The sequence below is a fragment of the Klebsiella sp. NPDC088457 genome, assembly GCF_044900465.1.
Classification (GTDB): domain Bacteria; phylum Pseudomonadota; class Gammaproteobacteria; order Enterobacterales; family Enterobacteriaceae; genus Klebsiella.
On the sequence record NZ_JBJDNH010000003.1, the window covers coordinates 135,827 to 155,846 of the forward strand.

General features: G+C 56.3%; 15 protein-coding genes and 1 other RNA gene. 5 read left to right on the plus strand and 11 right to left on the minus strand.

Annotation, left to right across the window (positions count from 1 at the left end; translation table 11 throughout):
- Nucleotide 1 precedes the first annotated feature (1 nt).
- From sufS to sufA, 5 genes are read right to left on the minus strand one after another with little or no spacing between them, the layout of a single operon-like run.
- Complete coding sequence (gene sufS, locus ACI2JR_RS03790) at nucleotides 2-1,222, minus strand: cysteine desulfurase SufS (protein ID WP_132730656.1); 1,221 nt, start codon at nucleotides 1,220-1,222, stop codon at nucleotides 2-4.
- Nucleotides 1,219-2,493, minus strand: a complete 1,275-nt coding sequence (gene sufD, locus ACI2JR_RS03795; RefSeq protein WP_462477918.1) for a Fe-S cluster assembly protein SufD — start codon at nucleotides 2,491-2,493, stop codon at nucleotides 1,219-1,221. Before sufD ends, sufS begins: the two co-directional genes overlap by 4 nt.
- Complete coding sequence (gene sufC, locus ACI2JR_RS03800) at nucleotides 2,468-3,214, minus strand: Fe-S cluster assembly ATPase SufC (RefSeq protein WP_132730654.1); 747 nt, start codon at nucleotides 3,212-3,214, stop codon at nucleotides 2,468-2,470. Before sufC ends, sufD begins: the two co-directional genes overlap by 26 nt.
- A 31-nt stretch (nucleotides 3,215-3,245) precedes the next feature.
- Complete coding sequence (gene sufB / locus ACI2JR_RS03805; protein ID WP_132730653.1) at nucleotides 3,246-4,733, minus strand: Fe-S cluster assembly protein SufB; 1,488 nt, start codon at nucleotides 4,731-4,733, stop codon at nucleotides 3,246-3,248.
- Nucleotides 4,734-4,735: 2 nt separating this feature from the next.
- Nucleotides 4,736-5,113: a Fe-S cluster assembly scaffold SufA gene (gene sufA, locus ACI2JR_RS03810; RefSeq protein WP_132730652.1), complete on the minus strand. Its 378-nt coding sequence runs from the start codon at nucleotides 5,111-5,113 to the stop codon at nucleotides 4,736-4,738.
- Between the two features lie 763 nt (nucleotides 5,114-5,876).
- Between sufA and ACI2JR_RS03815 the strand changes: the two genes are divergently transcribed.
- Nucleotides 5,877-6,188 carry a hypothetical protein gene (locus ACI2JR_RS03815; RefSeq protein ID WP_132730651.1) on the plus strand — a complete coding sequence of 104 codons (312 nt, stop codon included), beginning with the start codon at nucleotides 5,877-5,879 and terminating at the stop codon, nucleotides 6,186-6,188.
- A gap of 150 nt (nucleotides 6,189-6,338) precedes the next feature.
- Here ACI2JR_RS03815 and ACI2JR_RS03820 read toward each other — a convergent pair whose 3' ends face one another.
- Nucleotides 6,339-6,587: a GlsB/YeaQ/YmgE family stress response membrane protein gene (locus tag ACI2JR_RS03820; RefSeq protein ID WP_132730650.1), complete on the minus strand. Its 249-nt coding sequence runs from the start codon at nucleotides 6,585-6,587 to the stop codon at nucleotides 6,339-6,341.
- Nucleotides 6,588-6,753: 166 nt separating this feature from the next.
- Here ACI2JR_RS03820 and ACI2JR_RS03825 point away from each other — a divergent pair, with 166 nt between their 5' ends.
- A complete protein-coding gene (locus ACI2JR_RS03825) occupies nucleotides 6,754-6,939 on the plus strand; it encodes a YegP family protein (RefSeq protein ID WP_132730649.1) in 186 nt (61 codons plus the stop codon).
- Between the two features lie 78 nt (nucleotides 6,940-7,017).
- Here ACI2JR_RS03825 and menI read toward each other — a convergent pair whose 3' ends face one another.
- Both menI and ACI2JR_RS03835 read right to left on the minus strand, forming a co-directional pair.
- Nucleotides 7,018-7,428: a 1,4-dihydroxy-2-naphthoyl-CoA hydrolase gene (menI, locus tag ACI2JR_RS03830; RefSeq protein ID WP_132730648.1), complete on the minus strand. Its 411-nt coding sequence runs from the start codon at nucleotides 7,426-7,428 to the stop codon at nucleotides 7,018-7,020.
- Nucleotides 7,425-10,481: a D-2-hydroxyglutarate dehydrogenase YdiJ gene (locus ACI2JR_RS03835; protein ID WP_132730647.1), complete on the minus strand. Its 3,057-nt coding sequence runs from the start codon at nucleotides 10,479-10,481 to the stop codon at nucleotides 7,425-7,427. The genes menI and ACI2JR_RS03835 overlap by 4 nt, the downstream gene beginning before the upstream one ends.
- Before the next feature lie 381 nt (nucleotides 10,482-10,862).
- Between ACI2JR_RS03835 and ydiK the strand changes: the two genes are divergently transcribed.
- On the plus strand, nucleotides 10,863-11,987 hold the full coding sequence (ydiK, locus tag ACI2JR_RS03840; RefSeq protein WP_132730646.1) for an AI-2E family transporter YdiK: 1,125 nt from the start codon (nucleotides 10,863-10,865) through the stop codon (nucleotides 11,985-11,987).
- 172 nt (nucleotides 11,988-12,159) lie between these two features.
- Nucleotides 12,160-12,267, plus strand: an RNA gene (gene rprA / locus ACI2JR_RS03845) — antisense sRNA RprA.
- A gap of 126 nt (nucleotides 12,268-12,393) precedes the next feature.
- Here the strand turns inward: rprA and ACI2JR_RS03850 are convergent.
- The 3 genes from ACI2JR_RS03850 to ppsA form a co-directional block, all read right to left on the minus strand.
- Entirely contained in the window at nucleotides 12,394-14,763 is a 2,370-nt protein-coding gene (locus tag ACI2JR_RS03850) for a glycoside hydrolase family 3 N-terminal domain-containing protein (protein WP_462477919.1), read from the minus strand.
- A gap of 4 nt (nucleotides 14,764-14,767) precedes the next feature.
- On the minus strand, nucleotides 14,768-16,165 hold the full coding sequence (locus tag ACI2JR_RS03855) for an MFS transporter (protein ID WP_462477920.1): 1,398 nt from the start codon (nucleotides 16,163-16,165) through the stop codon (nucleotides 14,768-14,770).
- 235 nt (nucleotides 16,166-16,400) lie between these two features.
- Complete coding sequence (gene ppsA, locus ACI2JR_RS03860; protein ID WP_132730643.1) at nucleotides 16,401-18,779, minus strand: phosphoenolpyruvate synthase; 2,379 nt, start codon at nucleotides 18,777-18,779, stop codon at nucleotides 16,401-16,403.
- Nucleotides 18,780-19,119: 340 nt separating this feature from the next.
- Here ppsA and ACI2JR_RS03865 point away from each other — a divergent pair, with 340 nt between their 5' ends.
- Nucleotides 19,120-19,953: a posphoenolpyruvate synthetase regulatory kinase/phosphorylase PpsR gene (locus ACI2JR_RS03865; protein WP_132730642.1), complete on the plus strand. Its 834-nt coding sequence runs from the start codon at nucleotides 19,120-19,122 to the stop codon at nucleotides 19,951-19,953.
- Nucleotides 19,954-20,020: the final 67 nt, after the last annotated feature.

A 20,020-nucleotide genomic window follows, 5' to 3' on the forward strand; every position in this document is an offset into this window, starting at 1 on the left:
CTTAGCCTAATAACTTGTGAATTCGCTGAAGTCCTGCAACCAGTCGATCCACCTCTTCCGTGGTATTGTACATCGCCAGCGACGCCCGACACATGGCCGGAACACGATAGAACGCCATCAACGGCATCGCGCAGTGATGACCGGTTCTGATGGCAATACCATAGTTATCGAGGAAGCTCCCCACATCGTAGGCATGATGCGCCCCGAGATTAAAGGCAATTACCCCCAGCCGATGCTCCGGGCCATACACCGTTAAATCGGGAACCTTCGCCAGTTCCTGCTGCGCATAGCGCATCAGGGTCTGCTCATATTCCGCGATATGCCGCAGATCGAGCGCGCTGACATAGTCCAGCGCCGCGCCAAGGCCGATAATCCCGCCGGTATTCGGCGTCCCCGCTTCGAAGCGCCACGGCGCTTTCGCCCAGGTGGTGCCTTCCGTCAGGCTGACGGTCGCAATCATCGACCCGCCCCCTTCCCACGGCGGCATCTCCTGCAGCAGTGCCTCTTTGACATACAGAATGCCAATCCCGGTCGGGCCGTACAGCTTATGCCCGGAGAAGACATAAAAATCGCAATCCAGCGCCTGAACGTCCACCGGGTGGTGCATCACCGCCTGCGCGCCGTCCACCAGCACTTTAGCCCCGTGCTGATGGGCCAGCGGGATTAAAGCCGCCAGCGGGTTTTCCGTCCCCAGCACGTTGGAAACCTGCGCGATCGCCAGCAGACGGGTTCGCTCATCAAACAGCGCCGGTATCGCGTCCAGCTGTAAGGTACCGTCCGGGTTCAGCGGAATCACCCGCAGCTCCGCCCCCACCCGGGCGCAGAGCATCTGCCATGGGACGATATTGGCGTGATGTTCCATCGCGCTGATGATGATGTTATCCCCGGCGCCGACGTTGGCGTTACCCCAGCTGTTGGCGACCAGGTTGATCCCTTCGGTGGTACCGCGGACAAAGACCAGCTCCTCCGCTGAACGGGCGTTGAGGAAGGTTGCCGCCTGCTGGCGCACCTGCTCCATGCGCGCCGTCGCTTCCGCACTCAGGGTATGAATACCGCGGTGGACCGCGGCATAGCCGTGACGATAGAACTCCGCCTCGGCGCGAATCACCGCTTCTGGTTTTTGCGCGCTGGCGGCGCTGTCGAGATAGACCAGCGGTTGACCGTTAACCTCCCGGCTGAGCACCGGAAAATCCGCGCGTATCCGTTCAACAGAAAATGTCATGCTTTTTCCCCCGGTAACCGCTGGCCGATGCGCATCAGGATCTGTTTCCTCAGCGCCTCATCGCCGATCGCTTCCGTCAGTTCGGCGGCGAAAGCGTACAGGATCATATGCTGCGCCGCCTGCTGGGTAATGCCCCGCGAACGGAGATAGAACAGCTGTTCGTCATCAATCCGCCCGATGGTGGCGCCGTGGCTGCACTTGACGTCATCGGCGTAAATTTCCAGCTGCGGCTTGGTATCCACCTCCGCCAGACGCCCCAGCAGCAAATTGTTGTTGGTCATCTGCCCATCGGTTTTCATCGCGTGCTTCGCAACATTAATCAGGCCATTAAACACCGCCCGTCCTTTGTCGCTGACGATCATTTTGTGCAGCTGGCGGCTGTTGCAGTAGCCGACGTTATGGTCCAGCCAGGTGCGGCTGTCGCAAACCTCGTTATTCACCGGCATCGCCAGAGAGTTGATCCGCAGGTTGCTGTTCTCGCCCTGCAGCTGGGTGCTGGTGTGGTGACGCAACACCGCCCCACCGAGCAGGAAACTGCTGCTGAAGGCCGAGGCGTCGCGCCCAAGGGAGAGGTCATTATGGGCAAAGTGGTAGCTTTGCGCGTTTTCAAACGCCAGCTTGATATGCTGCAGGTGGGCGTTATCCGCTACCGACATGGTCAGGCGCGCGCCGGTGAAGTGGCGATGCTCATCCAGGCTCAGATAGTGCTCAATGATGGTGGCCTCGGCACCGCTCTCCAGCTCAAGATGGTGGCGATAGTGGGCGGTGTTGAACTCTTCACCCGCCAGGCCGCGCGTCACGTGCATCAGCAGCAGCGGCTTCGCGGGACGTTGATGGCGTTTCACGCGGATGCGGGTCACCGTCTGCGCCAGGCTCTCCGTCAGGTGCAGGAACACCTCCGGCTGCACCGCATCCGGCAACGACTGACGTTGATTATCGACGCTAACCTCATAGCCGCTATCGGCCAGATCGTCGCTTAACGCCGCGCTGAACTGCCCGTCGATAAACACCAGACGCCAGCCGTCCACCGCCAGCGCCCGTTCGTCGCGCTGCGCCGCGGTCAAGGTGCCGGGAGCGAGGGCTACAAAGGTGCCGTTGAGCAACGCGTCCAGCGGGGTATATTTCCAGTTCTCATGTTTGCGCGTCGGCAGCCCCAGGCGCAGCATCTGTTGAAGATGTTGCCGCGCCTCAGGCGCTCGCTGCTCGCCCTGCGCCTCAAACAGATGATGCCACTGCTGCAGCGCGTTACTGCTGTTCGGTAAGCCAGCCATAGCCCTGCTCCTCCAGTTGTTTGACCAGAGTAAAGTCGCCGGATTTTACAATCCGCCCCTGATACAGCACGTGGACGTAATCTGGCTTGATATAGTCGAGAATACGCTGGTAGTGGGTCACGATAATAAAGGCGCGCTTGCCGTCGCGCAGCGCGTTAACGCCTTCAGAAACAATCTTCAGGGCGTCAATGTCCAGTCCGGAATCCGACTCATCAAGAATGCACAGTTCAGGCTCCAGAACCGCCATCTGCAGGATATCGTTGCGCTTCTTCTCGCCGCCGGAAAAACCGACGTTGACCGAACGGGTCAGCAAATCTTCCGGCATCTTCAGCAGCTTAATTTTCTCTTCCATCAGATCCTGGAAGTCAAAGCGATCCAGCTCTTCCTGGCCGCGATAGTCGCGTACCGCATTCAGCGCGGTTTGCAGGAAGAACTGATTGCTGACGCCGGGGATCTCTACCGGGTACTGGAAGGCCATAAAGATGCCTTCGCCCGCGCGGTCCTCCGGCGCCAGGGTCAGCAAATCTTTGCCTTTGAACTCCACGCTACCGCCGATGACTTCATAGTCCTCGCGCCCGGCCAGCGTCGCGGAGAGGGTGCTTTTCCCGGAACCGTTCGGCCCCATGATGGCGTGCACTTCGCCAGGACGGATTTCCAGATTCAACCCGCGCAGGATCTCTTTGTCTTCAACGGCGACCTGCAAATTTTTAATACTTAACATCTGATTTCCCTTAATTCGTAAAGCCTGGCGCTTAGCCGACGCTGTGTTCGAGGCTGATGGCCAGCAGTTTTTGCGCTTCGACGGCAAACTCCAGCGGCAGCTCCGAGAAGACGTCTTTACAGAAGCCATTGACGATCATCGAAATGGCATCATCTTCGCTGATGCCACGCTGCAGGCAGTAGAACAGCTGATCTTCGCCGATCCGCGAGGTGGTCGCTTCATGCTCCAGCTGAGCGCTGTTATTACGGCATTCCACATACGGGAAGGTATGCGCCCCGCAGTCCGGCCCAATCAGCATCGAGTCGCATTGCGTGAAGTTACGCGCGTTGGTCGCCGTCGGCATAATTTTGACTAAGCCACGGTAGCTGTTCTGGCTTTTGCCGGCGGAAATCCCCTTCGAAATAATCGTCGAACGGGTGTTTTTCCCGATATGAATCATCTTGGTACCGGTGTCCGCCTGCTGATGGCCGCTGGTCAGCGCCACCGAGAAAAACTCGCCGATGGAGTTATCGCCGCGCAGGATGCAGCTCGGATACTTCCAGGTGATGGCGGAGCCGGTTTCCGACTGAGTCCACGACATCTTGCTGTTCTCACCCTCGCACAGCGCGCGCTTGGTGACGAAGTTGAGGATCCCGCCGGTGTTGTTATCGCCCGGGAACCAGTTCTGCACGGTGGAGTATTTCACCTCGGCGTCTTTGTGAATAATCACCTCGACCACCGCGGCGTGCAGCTGATAGCTGTCGCGCACCGGAGCAGAACACCCTTCGATATAGCTGACATAGCTGCCCTCATCCGCCACGAGGATTGTGCGTTCGAACTGGCCGGTTTTCTCCGCGTTAATCCGGAAATAGGTCGAGAGTTCCATCGGGCAGCGCACGCCTTTCGGCACGTAGATAAAGGTGCCGTCGGAGGCCACCGCGGCATTCAGCGCGGCGAAGAAGTTGTCGTTGCCAGGCACCACGGTACCCAGATATTTTTTCACCAGCTCCGGGTGGTCATGAATGGCTTCGCCAAACGAACAGAAGATAATCCCCTGCTCCGCCAGCTTTTCGCGATAGGTGGTGGCCACCGAAACGGAGTCGAAGATCGCGTCAACCGCCACTTCCCGGCCTTCGCGCACCGGCACGCCGAGCTGATTAAACGCCTCTTCGACTTCCTGAGTCAGATAGGCGCCCGGACCGGTTTGCTGCACCGCGCCCGGCTCAGACGCGCAGGTGTCATCGCAGTTGCCGCAGGACGGCGCCGAGTAATAGCTGTAATCCTGATAGTTCAGCTTGTCATAATGGGCCTTTAACCAGTGCGGCTCTTCCATCTCCAGCCAGGCTTTGAACGCGTTGAGCCGGAACTCAAGCATCCACTCGGGTTCGTTGCGACGGGCGGAAATTGCCCGCACCACCTCTTCGTTAATGCCTTTTGCCAGCTCATCGGTCTTTAATTGGGTGAAAAAGCCTTCTTTATAGTTGAGCGGCCCGTCAGACCAGGTTTTGACATCATCAGTTGCTTCAGTATTACGAGACATAGTTACTCCGCCTGAACCCCAAAGCTTTCACCGCAACCACATTCGTGTTGCGCTTTCGGGTTATGAAACTTAAAGATTTCATTTAATCCTTCCCGAACATAATCCAGCTCCGTGCCATCAATAAACGGCATTGCCTGCAGCGGCGCCCAAAGCTTCGCACCGTCAAGTTCAAACAACAGATCGTCTGGCGCCGGTTCGGCAATCATTTCGAGAACGTAACCAAAACCGGCACAACCGCTGGTTTTCACGCCCAGGCGCAGCCCCTGCATCCCGGGTTGTTTACTCACCAGGTCACGGATATGGGCGGCTGCGGCGGGGGTCATCATCAGACCACGCCAGCTAAAATCATCGGGATTGAAGGTTCCTGCATCTAATTCCATAGCTCTACCTCATTGGTTAGCGCCATAAGGGCATGCCGCCATGTTAATGATAACAATTATCACTTCAACCCAGCTGGAGAAGGGGTATTCCTCCGTCAGGCCCTTTTACCGCGCTTTTTATAAGCATAGACCCTCACCCGCAGGTTATCAGGGTACTATTTTGTAATTTAATATATTGATAAATAATAAGTTATCTGAAGAGAAAAAGTGACAGGAGCGGCAATGGGAAAGGTGTATCGGAAATACCTATTTTTGAAATAGAAATTCACACATTCAGTCGATTAGCACTAATAGCAAAATCAATAGCTTGTTATTTGAACAGCGCCGCCGACTTAGCGCCTTATCTCACGTCGAGTCAGAATATTCTATAAGCATTATCCTAAATTGCTGACCGTTATCCGGGAAAGGGTATTCGTTTTCGTTATAAATTCGGCCATAAATCAGGAATAAAGATTTTTTCTCTACGGGCAAGCTGGTGTACAATAGTTGACTAAATTTCCTACAGTTTTCGGCACAACGTCGGAGTCGCTGCTTACCTGGAGTTTTGCCGTACAGGATGATAGATATCAGTATTATGTCGATGTGCATGGTAGTACTGCTGGTGATGAGCGTACTTCTCGACTAAGCCCACCGCAGCCCTGCAGTCCGCAACTCCACATTGGTGATGAAATGAGGAGATTTGGAGGATTCGGCCGTCGTAGGATTGTTCGTCAAAAGCGTAACCTCTAAGATTTTAGCCACATTCCAAAGAGGTACGAAGAAGATGAAAGGAACAATCATTGCTCTGTTAGCCACCGTTTCGGTTGTCGCGGCCAGCGCATTTGCGGCCGATAAAACCGACAGCCCTGCTCCCGGCGACAATCCTGGCGGACATCCGCCGATGGCTATGGCTCAGGGGCGTGGCCCGATGCCGATGCACCCCTTCCCGCCGGGAAAACCGGTTCTTTTCTCTGCCACCGTTGCCAGCGATAATCCGGCTGAAACCATCAATAAACTCACCGCGCTGATCCCGACCGGCACCGCCAAACATTATGCCGTTCACGTGGAAGTGGTTCCCGTGCCGGATATGCCCTGATCCACTCCGCGATCATTTTGCGGCGTAATCTTGCCCGACAAAAAAGCTGCCAGTATGCGTGGCAGCTTTTATTTTGTGGCGAACTTTGTATGACAGACCGATATACCTCATCGTCAGCGGTGTAAAGACCGTCTGAATGATGGTGGTATATTAACTCCTAATCTTTCTGTAGATAAACAGGACCACTAATGCACCGATTACCGCTACGACAAAGCTGCCGAAATTAAACCCATCGACCTTGCCGAAGCCAAAGAAAGTACTGATCCAGCCACCAACAACTGCCCCAATAACACCCAGAACGATAGTGACGATAAAACCGCCGCCGTCTTTGCCTGGCATAATCCACTTAGCCAAAATACCGGCAATAAGACCAAAAATGATCCAGGAAATGATACCCATAGTTAACTCCGTCCTCTTCGTTACTCACAAGTATTTTGTCATGGAAATAGTAGCATAAATGGCGTGAATGATTCATGAATTATATTTTTACTGGTCATGACTTGCTGCATAAGCCGCTATGGTCTACATATCATGGTGTCGATGTTAATGCGCAAAGGAGTTAAAGATGGGGTATTACGTTATTAAAAAGTCCGAGAAAAGCGTGTCCCAGCCCTGGTATTTCCTGCTAAAAGCCGATAACCACGAAACCATCGCCACCAGCGAAATGTACTCCTCGAAGGATGCGGCGAAAAAGGGAATTGCCTCGGTGCAGAAGAATGGCCCGAGTGAGACGATTAAGGATGAAACCTAATAATGAAGGCATGATATAAGGGGGAAAATATTTCCCCCTTATATTTGTATAAGAACAGACTCAGCCGCTGGCTCTATTTCAGATCACCGCCGTCGTGAGGCGCGATGAGCAGCACAGGCGCCCCTGTTCATCGGAGATTTCAATCTGCCATACCTGGTGGCGCGATCCGACATGCAGCGCTCTACAAACGCCGCGAACCCGCCCGCCGCGCACCGAGCGAATATGGTTGGCATTCACCTCAAGACCTACCACTTTTTGCTCGCCTTCACTGCATAAATAGCCGGCCACCGATCCCAGCGTCTCCGCCAGTACCACCGACGCGCCGCCATGCAGCAGGCCAAACGGCTGATGGGTACGGCTATCGACAGGCATGGTCGCTTCGAGAGTGTCATCAGTAAAGGCATCAAAGCGAATATCCAGCAGCCCCACCATATTGCCTTCACCCATGCGGTTGAGCTGTTCCAGCGTTGTCTGACGTTTCCAAATCATCCCATAATCTCCAGCAGCGCCTGCAGCGGATGACGAACTCCGCTGCCTTCAATGCGCTTAACCTGACTACGGCAGGAATATCCGGTCACCAGGCAGCGATTGCGCGGCAAACGCTGGATCGCCTGTTGCCAGGAAAGCGCGTAGATGTTCAGCGAGTTGGCATGGTTTTTTACCTCATGGCCATAGGTTCCGGCCATGCCACAGCAGCCCACGCTGACGTTTTCCAGCTTCGCGCCAAAGCGCGCAAAAATCTCCGCCCACTGCTTCGGCGCGGCGGGTAACGCCGTCACTTCGGTACAGTGACCAAACAGATACCATGCTTCACCGCCGTTATCCTGCGCCCGGGCATCCGGCAGCGCCTGCGGCAGCCATTCATGTACCAGCATCACGCGGAAATCGCCCCGCTTATCGCCTAGTACCTGGTTGTACTCATCGCGATAGCACAGCACCAGCGCCGGGTCGACGCCGACCATCGGCATCCCCAGCTGCGCCACGCGGTTGAGGAAATCGGCGGTTTTCTGTGCCGTACGCGCAAAGCGCGCCAGGAATCCCTTAATATGCTGCGCCTTGCCGTTCGGCGAGAACGGTAACAGCACCGGTTGATAGCCCACTTTTTCGACCAGGCGGACAAAGTCGGCTACCACCTGCGCATCGTAGTAGCTGGTGAACGGATCCTGCACCACCAGCACCATCCTGGCCTTTTGCTCCGCGCTCAGAGCTTCCAGCTGCTCCAGGGTCATATTCGCCGAACGGTGCCCGACCATCTGTTGCTTCAGCGACGGCGTCGAGAGCAGCGGCAGGTCGACCATGCCGATGTGCTTCTCCGACAGCTTGCGCAGCCACGGCTGGTTAATAAAGAAGTTGAAGGTTTTCGGCGCGTGAGCCATCAGCGGCGCATAGGACTCCACCGTCGCCACCAGATGGTCGCGCACCGGCCGCAGGTAGCGGCTGTGGTAGAGCTGCAGGAAGCGCGAACGGAATTCCGGCACGTCAATTTTAATCGGGCATTGGGTTGAGCAGGCTTTACAGGCCAGACAGCCGGACATCGCCTCTTTGACCTCGTGCGAGAAATCGTACTCCCCCTTGCGCGCATGCCAGCTATTGCGGGTGCGTTCCACCAGGGTCCGCAGGCTGGCGCGTTTCTCCGGCAGATCGTGTTCCAGCTGATTGGGATCGATGCCGCGATCGGCCAGCAGGCGCAGCCACTCGCGCACCAGCGTGGCACGCCCTTTCGGCGAGTGAATACGATGATTGCTGACCTTCATCGATGGACACATCGGGCTTTTAACATCAAAGTTAAAGCACAATCCGTTGCCGTTACACTCCATCGCGCCGCGCCACGAAGTGCGCACCGCAATCGGGATCTGGCGATCCCAGGTTCCGCGCTTCACCGCGTCGACTTTCATCATCGGCGCGTCGACCCCTTCCGGCGGACAGATTTTGCCCGGGTTGAGACGGTTATCCGGATCGAACGCCGCTTTGACTTTGCGCAGCTCAGCATAGAGCTCTGCGCCAAAGAAGGCCGGACTGTACTCCGCCCGGAAGCCCTTCCCGTGCTCCCCCCACAGCAGGCCGCCGTATTTCGCCGTCAGCGCCACCACCTCGTCGGAGATGCGTTTCATCAGCACCTCCTGCTGCGGATCGCACATATCCAGCGCCGGACGTACGTGCAGCACGCCGGCATCAACGTGACCAAACATACCGTAGCTCAGGCCATGCCCGTCCAGCAGCGCGCGAAACTCAGCGATATAGTCCGCGAGATGTTCCGGCGGCACGCAGGTATCTTCGGCGAAGGGGATCGGCTTGGCCGCGCCTTTGGCGTTCCCCAGCAGCCCGACCGCTTTTTTGCGCATCGCGTAGATTCGCTCGACGCCGTCCAGCTCGTTGCACACCTGCCAGCCAATCACTCCGGCTTCGTTTGCCGCAATCAGCTCATCCAGACGCTGGCACAGCGTGGTCACCTGCTCTTCGATAAGTTCGGCGTCATCGCCGGCAAATTCGACGATATTCAGCCCCAGCATCTCTTTATCCGGCACATCGGCGATCAGTTCGCTGACCGAATGCCAGACGATATCCTCGCGCGCCAGGTTAAGCACTTTTGAATCGACGGTTTCCACCGACAGCGCTTTAGCCGCGACCATAAACGGGGCGTTACGTAGCGCGGAGTCAAAGGAGTCGTATTTGATATTGACCAGCCGGCGCACCTTCGGCAGCCGGGTGATATCCAGACGCGCTTCGGTAATAAAGGCCAGCGTCCCTTCCGAGCCGGTTAAAATACGGGTCAGATCGAACTCGCTCATCTCATCATTAAAGACGTGGCGCAGATCGTATCCGGTCAGGAAGCGGTTAAGTTTAGGGAACTTATCGATAATCAGCTGACGCTGCGCCTTGCAGCGCTGGTATACCGTGCGATAAATCCGCCCAATCGCCGACTGTTCACCGCTGAGCGTTTCTGCCAGCGCGACAGGTACGGCCTGGGTATCGAGAATATCCCCGCCCATCAACACCGAGCGCACGCCCAGCACGTGATCCGAGGTTTTACCGTACACCAGCGACCCCTGCCCGGAAGCGTCGGTGTTGATCATCCCGCCCAGCGTCGCGCGGTTGCTGGTAGACAGCTCCGGCGCAAAAAAGTAGCCGTAGGGTTTAAGATATTGGTTCAGCTGATCTTTAATGACCCCGGCTTCAACCCTTACCCAACCCTCTTGCGGGTTGATTTCGATAATGCGGTTCATATAGCGGGACATGTCGACGATGATCCCGGCGTTGAGCGACTGGCCGTTGGTGCCGGTACCGCCGCCGCGCGGGGTAAAGACCAGCGATTTGAATCGCTCTTCGGCGGCGATTCTTGCCAGCAGCGCGACATCCGCCGTCGAACGGGGGAATAAAATCGCATCCGGTAACAGCTGATAGACGCTGTTGTCTGTCGCCATCGTTAGCCTGTCGGCGTAACTGGTGGCGGTATCACCGGTAAATCCTTGTTGCTCCAGTACCTGCAAAAAATTCAATACCAGCTGAACGACGCCTGGTGCTTGAGAAATTTGTGGGATCATAATGCTTGACCCTGCCTGACTATGTTGTGTTGTATAAACTTCATCCTTCAGACTGCCTCTTGTTGGCTGCATTTGCTGCTGAGCTCTTCCTGAAGCTCCCCTTGCGGGACATGGCAAACCACATTAATCACTCGCGACAACTGTGTCCCCGTACCGTAAAAGCCCGGGTACTCGCGCGCCGCCTTGAGGCGCCGTGGATGATTTAGTGTAAGGTTAACTAAACGATTGCGTAGTGCAGTCAACTTTTTATCACATTTTTTTCATATGCGCCCACCAGATTTATGTGCAGAATCAGGCGCGGGAAATTATTGATATTATTATCAGTATATGGAATTACGCTGCGTCAGCCTTTTGACGCGACTGGAAAGGTAACATTTCGCTATGATTAACGATCGCCAGCCCCGGGATATACCGCAAGTTCTGCTGTCGGTGCTGTTCTTGTCCCTGATAATTATCTCCTGCCTGTGGGTCGTACAACCCTTTATTCTGTCATTCGCCTGGGCGGGCACCGTCGTCATCGCCACCTGGCCAGTCCTGCTGCGTCTGCAGCGTTTACTGTTTGGTAAACGCGCCCTCGCCGTACTGGTGATGACCCTGCTGCTCTTTTTACTGTTTGTGATTCCGATTGCGCTGCTGGTCAATAGCCTGGTCGATAACAGCACGCCGTTGATTAAGGTCATTACCAGCGGCAACTTTACCCCGCCGGATCTCGCCTGGCTGAACAGCGTGCCGCTGTTCGGCGATAAGCTGTATGCCGGATGGCATAATTTACTGGAGATGGGCGGAACGGCCATTATGACCAAAATCCGCCCCTACCTCGGCACCACCACCACCTGGTTTGTCGGTCAGGCGGCGCATATTGGTAAACTGCTGGTCTATTGCGGCCTGATGCTGCTGTTCAGCGCTCTGTTATACTGGCAAGGTGAGAGAGTCGCCTATGGCTTCCGCTATTTTGCCACCCGCCTGGCGGCGAAACGCGGCGATGCGGCGGTGATCCTTGCCGGCCAGGCCATCCGCGCCGTGGCGCTGGGGGTGGTCGTTACCGCGTTGGCGCAGGCGGTGCTCGGCGGCATCGGCCTCGCGGTATCCGGCGTCCCGTATGCGGCACTGTTGACGGTGGTAATGATCTTTACCTGCCTCGTCCAGCTGGGGCCATTGCTGGTACTGGTTCCCTCGATCATCTGGCTCTACTGGAGCGGCGACACCACCTGGGGCACGGTACTGCTGGTATGGAGCTGCGTGGTGGGAACCATGGACAACGTCATCCGTCCGGTGCTGATTCGCATGGGGGCCGATCTGCCGATGATTCTGATTCTCTCCGGCGTTATCGGCGGCCTGATCGCCTTCGGCATGATTGGCCTGTTTATCGGGCCGGTGCTGCTGGCTGTCTCCTGGCGTTTGTACGATGCCTGGGTACATGAGGTGCCGCCGCCGCCGAAGGATCCCGACCAGGTGCTGGCGGAGCTTGAAGAGCTGAATGCCAGCAATCTCAACAATCAGAAGTAAAAAAATAAGGCGGGGAAACCCGCCTTAAACTTAAGAAAAACTTATAAAACAGACCTGATTTTCCCTGCCGCTCACACTGTTGGCCACATTCACCGCGCATATTCTTCACCTCAATTTAACTATTGGGATGAATCCGATCGACGCCCAAAAGGGCTGTGTCTACTATTAGGGCACGGTTATAAATCAACACCTTGATTTATAAGCATGGAAATCCCCTGAGTGAAACAACGAATTGCTGTGTGTAGTCTTTGCCCATCTCCCACGATGGGCTTTTTTTTAGCCTGCAATCGGCTACCCGGCATGGCTCGCGGGCTTCGGGACAGCATGGGTGCGGCAATCTCTCAATGGATGCGTTGATTGCCGCCGCTCGTCGTTCCTTCGTCTCCAGCCCACTCATGGCAATGAACTAACTCACTTCGCAACGGCTCATCATCCGCCAGTTGTGCGGTAATTCACGCACCTCTCCGCTGACCATTACGGTGGCCGTCCCGCGAATATCCGCCGAAGAGGCGCCAATCTGCAGTTCAAACTCACCGGGTTCAACAATACGTTGCCCATCGCGACGGGTGAAATTCAGCATATCGACCGGCAGGTAGAAAGTCAGCGTCGCGCTTTCGCCCGGCTCTACGGTTACCCGCTGGAAGGCCTTCAGCTCCTGCAGCGGACGTACCATAGACGCGACTTTATCGCGCACATAAAGCTGGACAACCTCGCTGCCGCGACGCTCCCCGCCGTTACGCACCGTGACCTGCAGCGCGATTTCCCCGTCGATAGCCACCTCCCGGGCCAGCAGCCGGGGTTGGCCATACGTGAAGGTTGTCCAGCTTTGCCCGTAGCCAAACGGGTAGCGCGAGCCAAAGTGGAAAGCAAACGGCGTGCCGCCGCTTTTCAGTTTGTGGTTGTAGTAATACGGCATCGCCCCCGCGCTTTTCGGCACGCTGACCACCAGCCTCCCCTGCGGCTCTGCGCGTCCGGTTAACACATCGGCCACCGCCCAACCGCCTTCCTGGCCCGGCGCCCAGGCCATCAGCAGGGCCGCCACGCGATCTTCCAGCCCCTGCAGGTTATAAGGACGTCCGCCGGTCATCACCACCACCACCGGTTTACCGGTCGCGACTAACGCGTCCAGCAGCTGCTGCTGGACGCCAGGCAGATTCAGCGTATCGGTATCCGACCCTTCCCCCACCGTACCGCTCTGGAACAGACCGGCAAGATCGCCCACGCAGGCCACGATCACGTCGTTGTCCTGCGCGACCTTTACCGCCTCAGGGATTAAACTGTCATCAAGTGAAACCGGCGATTGCTGCATCGGTTTGCCGCCGCTGTCGCCGGGGAAGACCGGCGCGCCGGCCATCCTCTGCTCAATAATATGGCAACCTTTGGCATAGCTCACCCGCTGCGCCCCCAGGTAGTGGCGCAGCGCCGCCAGCGGCGTGGTGACCTGCGAGACCTCGTCCACCATATCGCTGATGATCAGGTGTACCGGGAAACTGTAGCCGCTGAGCAGCGCCAGCGGGTCGTCGGCCGTTGGCCCGACAACCGCCACCTTCGGCTGCCCCTGCAGCGGCAGAACGCCGCGGTTCTCCAGCAGCGTCAGCGAGCGGGTCGCCACATCGCGTGCGGCCTGGCGCGCCGCCGGAGACTGCAACGTAATGCCCGCCACATCGGTATAGGGCTGTTCGAACAGGCCCAGACGGAACTTCTCTGTCAGGGTACGCGTGACGATTTCATCAATCTTCGCCATGGTGATTAAACCGCGATCCAGCGCCTGCTGCAGATGGCGGGCGCAATCATCTTTCGGCAGTTCCACATCGAGACCGGCATTAAACGCCAGCGCGGCGGATTCCGCCGCATCGTGGGCGATCCCATGATGCTGATGCAGCAGACTGACGCCGCCGTAGTCAGCGACGATAATGCCATCAAAGCCCCACTGCTCGCGCAGGACCGTGGTCAACAGGAAGCTATCGCTGTGCCCTGGCTGGTTATCGATATCGTGATACGCGGGCATCACCGATCCGGCATTCGCCAGCTTCACCGCCATCTCAAACGGCAGCAGGAAGGTATCATTCAGCTCACAAAAACCCAGGTGCACCGGGGCATGGTTACGCGCGCCTTCGCTGAAGGAGTGGCCGACATAATGTTTCAGCGTCGCCAGCACGTCGCGCTTTTCGCCCTGCAACCCCTCCACATACGCGCAGGCCATCACCCCCACCAGCCAGGGATCTTCGCCAAAGGTCTCTTCGGTGCGTCCCCAGCGGACATCGCGTGAGACATCCAGCACCGGCGCCAGCCCCTGTTTACACCCGGTGGTACGCGCTTCCACGCCAATTTCCCGCGCCGCCCGCGCGACCAGCTCTGGATCCCAGGTTGAGCCATAATTGAGCGAAGAGGGAAACAGCGTCGCCTCTTTGCACAGCAGCCCGACCAGGCACTCTTCGTGGAACAGCGCCGGGATCCCCAGCCGGGTCTCTTCCACCAGCATCTTCTGCAGGCGGTTGGCGGCGCGCACGCCGCTCTCCGCCGTAACAATATGGGTCCCCAACGGGCGGGTAATCTGTCCGATGCCGGACTTTAAGCGTTCCGTCAGCGAGACCTGAGCGCTGACGCCGGCAAATTCATCGCTCATGTCGCTGCGCTCCTGGTGTTCGCCGTCCTCGGCGAGCACCAGCCAAAAGGCGTGCATCTGAGCAAATTTCTCTTCTACCGTCATCCGCGAAACTAAATCCGCAACGCGTTCATCAATCGGGCGACGGGCATCCTTATAAATTACGGTCATTTTCTTACTCCTGTAGTGCTGAATTCAGCGCTGGCTGCGCGGTTGCGGTGACGTTCGTTTCACGGCGACGGATAAGTTCACGGGCAATATTGTCCGCCGTGGCGCTATTGAGCTTGTAGAACATCAGCAGCAGCGCCATCACGATGAACAGTGCGGCGGGGATCAGCGTGAACAAGGTATTAATGGTGCCCAGCACGGCTGGCGACTGGGTCGCCGCATTGGGGATATAGTCGACGAAACCGAGGATCCACCCCACGACCGCGCCCCCCAGCGCCAGGCCAAACTTAATGGCGAACAGCGCCGTGGAGAACACCAGCCCGTCCAGGCGACGGCCGCTGCGATGCTCTTCGTAGTCCACCACGTCCGAGAACATGGTCCACTGCAGCGGAGTGGTCAGGTTCTGGATAAAGCTAAAGACCACGTTGAGGGCTAATATCAGCCACACCTGATTCGCCGGAATAAAGAAAATGGCCACGGCAAAGATCACAAAAGTAATAATCGTCCACTGATACGCCCGTACGCGATCGAATTTACCTAGCAGCCGTTCGGATAATAATGCGCCGAGCAGTGCCGCAATCATTCCGGACACAATAAAAGTGAATACCATCTCCGGGCGCTGCATCACATATTTGACGTAATACATCGTTGCCGAGCCGCGGGCGACCACCGCCGTTAATAATAAAATATTGAAGATAAATACGATTCGCCATTGGCTATTTCCGGCCAGCAGCTTCAGGTCTTTTAATAACGATCCCGAGGTATCGCTCTGCGGCGTATAGCGCTCGCGGGTAAGGAAGAAGCAGCTGAAGAACAGTACGATCCCGAGGATCCCCATCAGGCTCATGGCATAAAAATAGCCTTTTTGCGCATTCCCCGCGCCAAGATGAGCCACCAGCGGCAGCGCAATGACGGTGACTATCAGGCCGCCGATAAACGACAGCGCAAAGCGCCACGACTGCAGGGAGTGACGCTCATGCGGGTCCATCGTCAGAGCGCCGGGCATCGCGCAATACGGCACGTTAATCGCCGAGTAGATAAAGCTCAGCAGGGTATAGGTCAGACAGGCATAAATAATTTTTCCGGTTTCTCCGACGTCGGGCACGTAGAAGGTGATAATGCAACTGACGCCGAACGGGATGGCGAACCACAGCAGCCAGGGGCGAAAGCGCCCGTGACGGGTTTGCGTGCGATCCACCAGCGCGCCAATACACGGATCGACGACCGCATCCACCACCCGCACGACCAAAAACATCGTTCCCATAATCGCGGCCGGTAGACCAAACACATCGGTATAAAAATAGGCCAGAAATAGCGTGGCGGTTTGCCACACCAGCGCGCTGGCCATATCGCCAAGTCCGTAGCCAATTTTATTTTTTGTGGTCAGAACAGAGGAGAGAGTCATTATTATCCTTACACAGAGAGAGCGTTTATCACCAGGTAGCATGAGAATCAGATGACGCGGTGTAAGTATTAGAAATGGCGACCCCGGCAACAATTGTAGAAATTCACTGAGGGATTACGATATTTTGTTTTTTTCTGTTTATGTGATTGACTGCAAATTAAGGGGGGTCCGCGCTGAGAATAAAAAAATCCCCGCCATCGCTGACGGGGATTAGACTATTTTGTCCGGCCGAAGATTATTTGCTCAGTTCAGCCAGGCCAAGCCAGGTTTGCACCACGGTATCCGGGTTCAGGGACAGGCTGTCGATCCCCTCCTCCATCAGCCAGGCGGCAAAATCCTCATGGTCAGACGGGCCCTGGCCACAAATACCAACGTATTTGCCCTGTTTCTTCGCCGCGCGAATCGCCATCGACAGCAGCGCTTTTACCGCATCGTTGCGTTCATCAAACAGCTCAGAGACCACGCCTGAGTCGCGATCGAGGCCCAGCGCCAGCTGAGTCATATCGTTTGAACCGATAGAGAAGCCGTCAAAGTACTCGAGGAACTGTTCGGCCAGCAGCGCGTTGGACGGGATTTCGCACATCATAATGATTTTCAGCCCGTTCTCGCCGCGTTTGAGACCCTGACGCTCCAGCTCCTCCACCACCGCTTTCGCCTGGGCGACGGTACGGACGAAAGGAACCATGATCTCTACGTTGTCCAGGCCCATATCGTTGCGTACGCGCTTAACCGCTTCACACTCCAGCGCGAAGCAGTCGCGGAAGCTGTCAGAGACGTAACGACCGGCGCCGCGGAAGCCAAGCATCGGGTTCTCTTCTTCCGGCTCATAACGCTCGCCGCCCACCAGGTTGGCGTATTCGTTCGACTTAAAGTCGGAGAGACGAACAATCACCCGCTTCGGATAGAACGCCGCGCCCAGGGTCGCAATACCTTCGGTCAAACGGCCGACGTAAAACTCTCTCGGCGAGTCGTAGCCTTTCATCAGCTCGCGGATTTCGTTCTGCAGCGCGGGCTCCTGGTCATCAAACTCCAGCAGCGCGCGCGGATGGACGCCAATCATGCGGTTGATGATGAATTCCAGACGCGCCAGGCCAACGCCCTCGTTCGGCAGGCAGGCGAAGTCGAATGCCCGGTCCGGGTTGCCGACGTTCATCATGATCTTCAGCGGCAGCTCGGGCATCTCACCGACGCTTGAACTCTTGATGCTGAAGTCCAGCAGTTCGGCATAGACGTAGCCGGTATCGCCTTCGGCGCAGGAAACGGTGACGTTCTGGTTTTCCTCGATACGATCGGTCGCGTCGCCGCAGCCAACCACCGCCGGGATCCCCAGTTCACGGGCAATAATCGCCGCGTGGCAGGTACGTCCGCCGCGGTTGGTGACGATTGCCGAGGCTTTCTTCATGATCGGTTCCCAGTCCGGGTCGGTCATGTCGGTGACCAGCACGTCGCCCGGTTCGATGCGGTTCATTTCACTGATATCGTGAATGACTTTCACCGGACCGGCCCCGATGCGATGGCCGATCGCGCGGCCTTCAGCCACAATCTGCCCTTGCGCATGCAGGGTATAGCGTTCCATCACCTGGCCGCGTGAACGTACGGTTTCCGGACGCGCCTGGACGATGAACAGCTCGCCGGTATGGCCATCTTTCGCCCACTCGATATCCATCGGCCGGCCGTAGTGCTTCTCAATCTGCACCGCCTGCTTCGCCAGCTCCTGCACTTCCTCGTTGGTTAACGAGAAAATGTCACGCTGCGCCTGCGGAACATCTTCGATACGCACCTGCTTGCCATGTTCCTGAGTCGGCGCGTAAATCATGCGAATCTTTTTCGACCCCATGGTACGGCGCACGATAGACGGACGATTTGCCGCCAGCGTCGGCTTATGGACGTAGAACTCATCCGGGTTCACCGCGCCCTGCACCACCATTTCGCCGAGGCCCCAGGCGGAGGTAATAAATACCACCTGGTCAAAGCCGGACTCGGTGTCGATGGAGAACATGACGCCGGATGAGGCGAGGTCGGAACGCACCATCCTTTGTACCCCGGCGGATAGCGCCACGCCGCGGTGGTCATAACCCTGATGCACGCGATAGGAGATCGCGCGATCGTTAAACAGCGAAGCAAACACGTGCTTCACCGCGACGAGCACGGCATCAAAGCCCTGCACGTTGAGGAATGTCTCTTGCTGCCCGGCGAAGGAGGCATCCGGCATATCTTCCGCCGTGGCGGAGGAACGCACGGCAAAGGAGGCCTCGGCATTATCCGCGGACAGCTGTGTATAGGCATCACGAATGGCGTCTTCCAGTTCGCTCTGGAACGGCGTATCAATGATCCACTGACGGATCTGGGCGCCCGCTTTCGCTAATGCGGAAACGTCGTCAATGTCGGTTTCATCCAGCAGTGCATAAATACGCTGGTTAACACCGCTTTGGTCCAGGAACTGATTGAAGGCATCAGCGGTGGTGGCAAACCCGTTCGGCACGGAAACACCCATACCGGACAGATTCGTAATCATTTCACCAAGGGAGGCATTTTTGCCCCCAACTCTGTCTACATCATTCATGCCGAGTTGGTTATACCAAAGCACCAGCGGTGACGAGCCATTGTTGGACATCGAGACAATCCTTTTGTGATTTAATACCAGTGATAAAAAACTCACGATCAACTGCAGGATTTATCCTGACATATTTATGCGGCTGAAAAAAACGGTGAATCGTTCAAGCAAATTATTTTTTCTTTTTTAGGACAGTTCCTTCAATATTGCTAACTCAATGATTCTTCTAAAATCTGCTGCAATACGAGACAAAAAACAAACAATTCACAAAACTGAACTCACCTTTTCATTAAAAATAAAAATACCGTTTCATTTTTAAAGTGAGACAAAGCCTAAAGGGATATGCTTAAATTTAATATCTGCTTTCAGGTAATTAAACTAATTATACCGGATGGTCAAAATGGAAAGTGCTGTAGATCGCCACGTATTTTATATTTCCGACGGTACTGCCATTACGGCAGAGGTGCTGGGGCATGCGGTGATGTCGCAATTTCCGGTCGCCATCAGCAGCGTGACCCTGCCGTTTGTGGAAAATGCCAGCCGTGCGCGGGCGGTAAAGGAGCAAATTGACGCTATCTACCAGCAAACCGGTATCCGGCCGCTGGTTTTCTACTCCATCGTCATTCCGGAAATTCGCGACGTAATTTTGCAAAGCGAGGGATTTTGTCAGGATATCGTTCAGGCGCTGGTGGCCCCGCTGCAGCAGGAGCTGCGTCTGGATCCCACGCCGATCGCTCACCGTACCCACGGTCTGACGCCGGGTAACCTGAACAAATACGATGCGCGAATCGCCGCCATTGATTATACCCTCGCCCACGATGACGGCATTTCGTTGCGCAATCTCGATCAGGCGCAGGTGATCCTGCTGGGCGTCTCGCGCTGCGGAAAAACCCCCACCAGTCTCTATCTGGCGATGCAGTACGGCATCCGCGCGGCAAACTATCCGTTTATCGCCGACGATATGGACAATTTAATTCTGCCCGCCTCGCTCAAGCCGCTGCAGCACAAGCTGTTTGGCCTGACCATTAACCCGGAACGGCTAGCCGCCATTCGCGAAGAACGGCGTGAAAACAGTCGCTATGCGTCGATGCGTCAATGCCGGATGGAAGTCACCGAGGTGGAAGCCCTGTACCGCAAGAATAAAATTCCCTGCCTGAACAGCACCAACTATTCCGTCGAGGAGATCGCCACCAAAATCATGGATATCATGGGGCTGAACCGAAGAATGTACTAATGAACTAGTGCATTGCTAAAAATTTGTTTATGCTATCGCTCGTGGCCTATACAGGATCATGACCTGC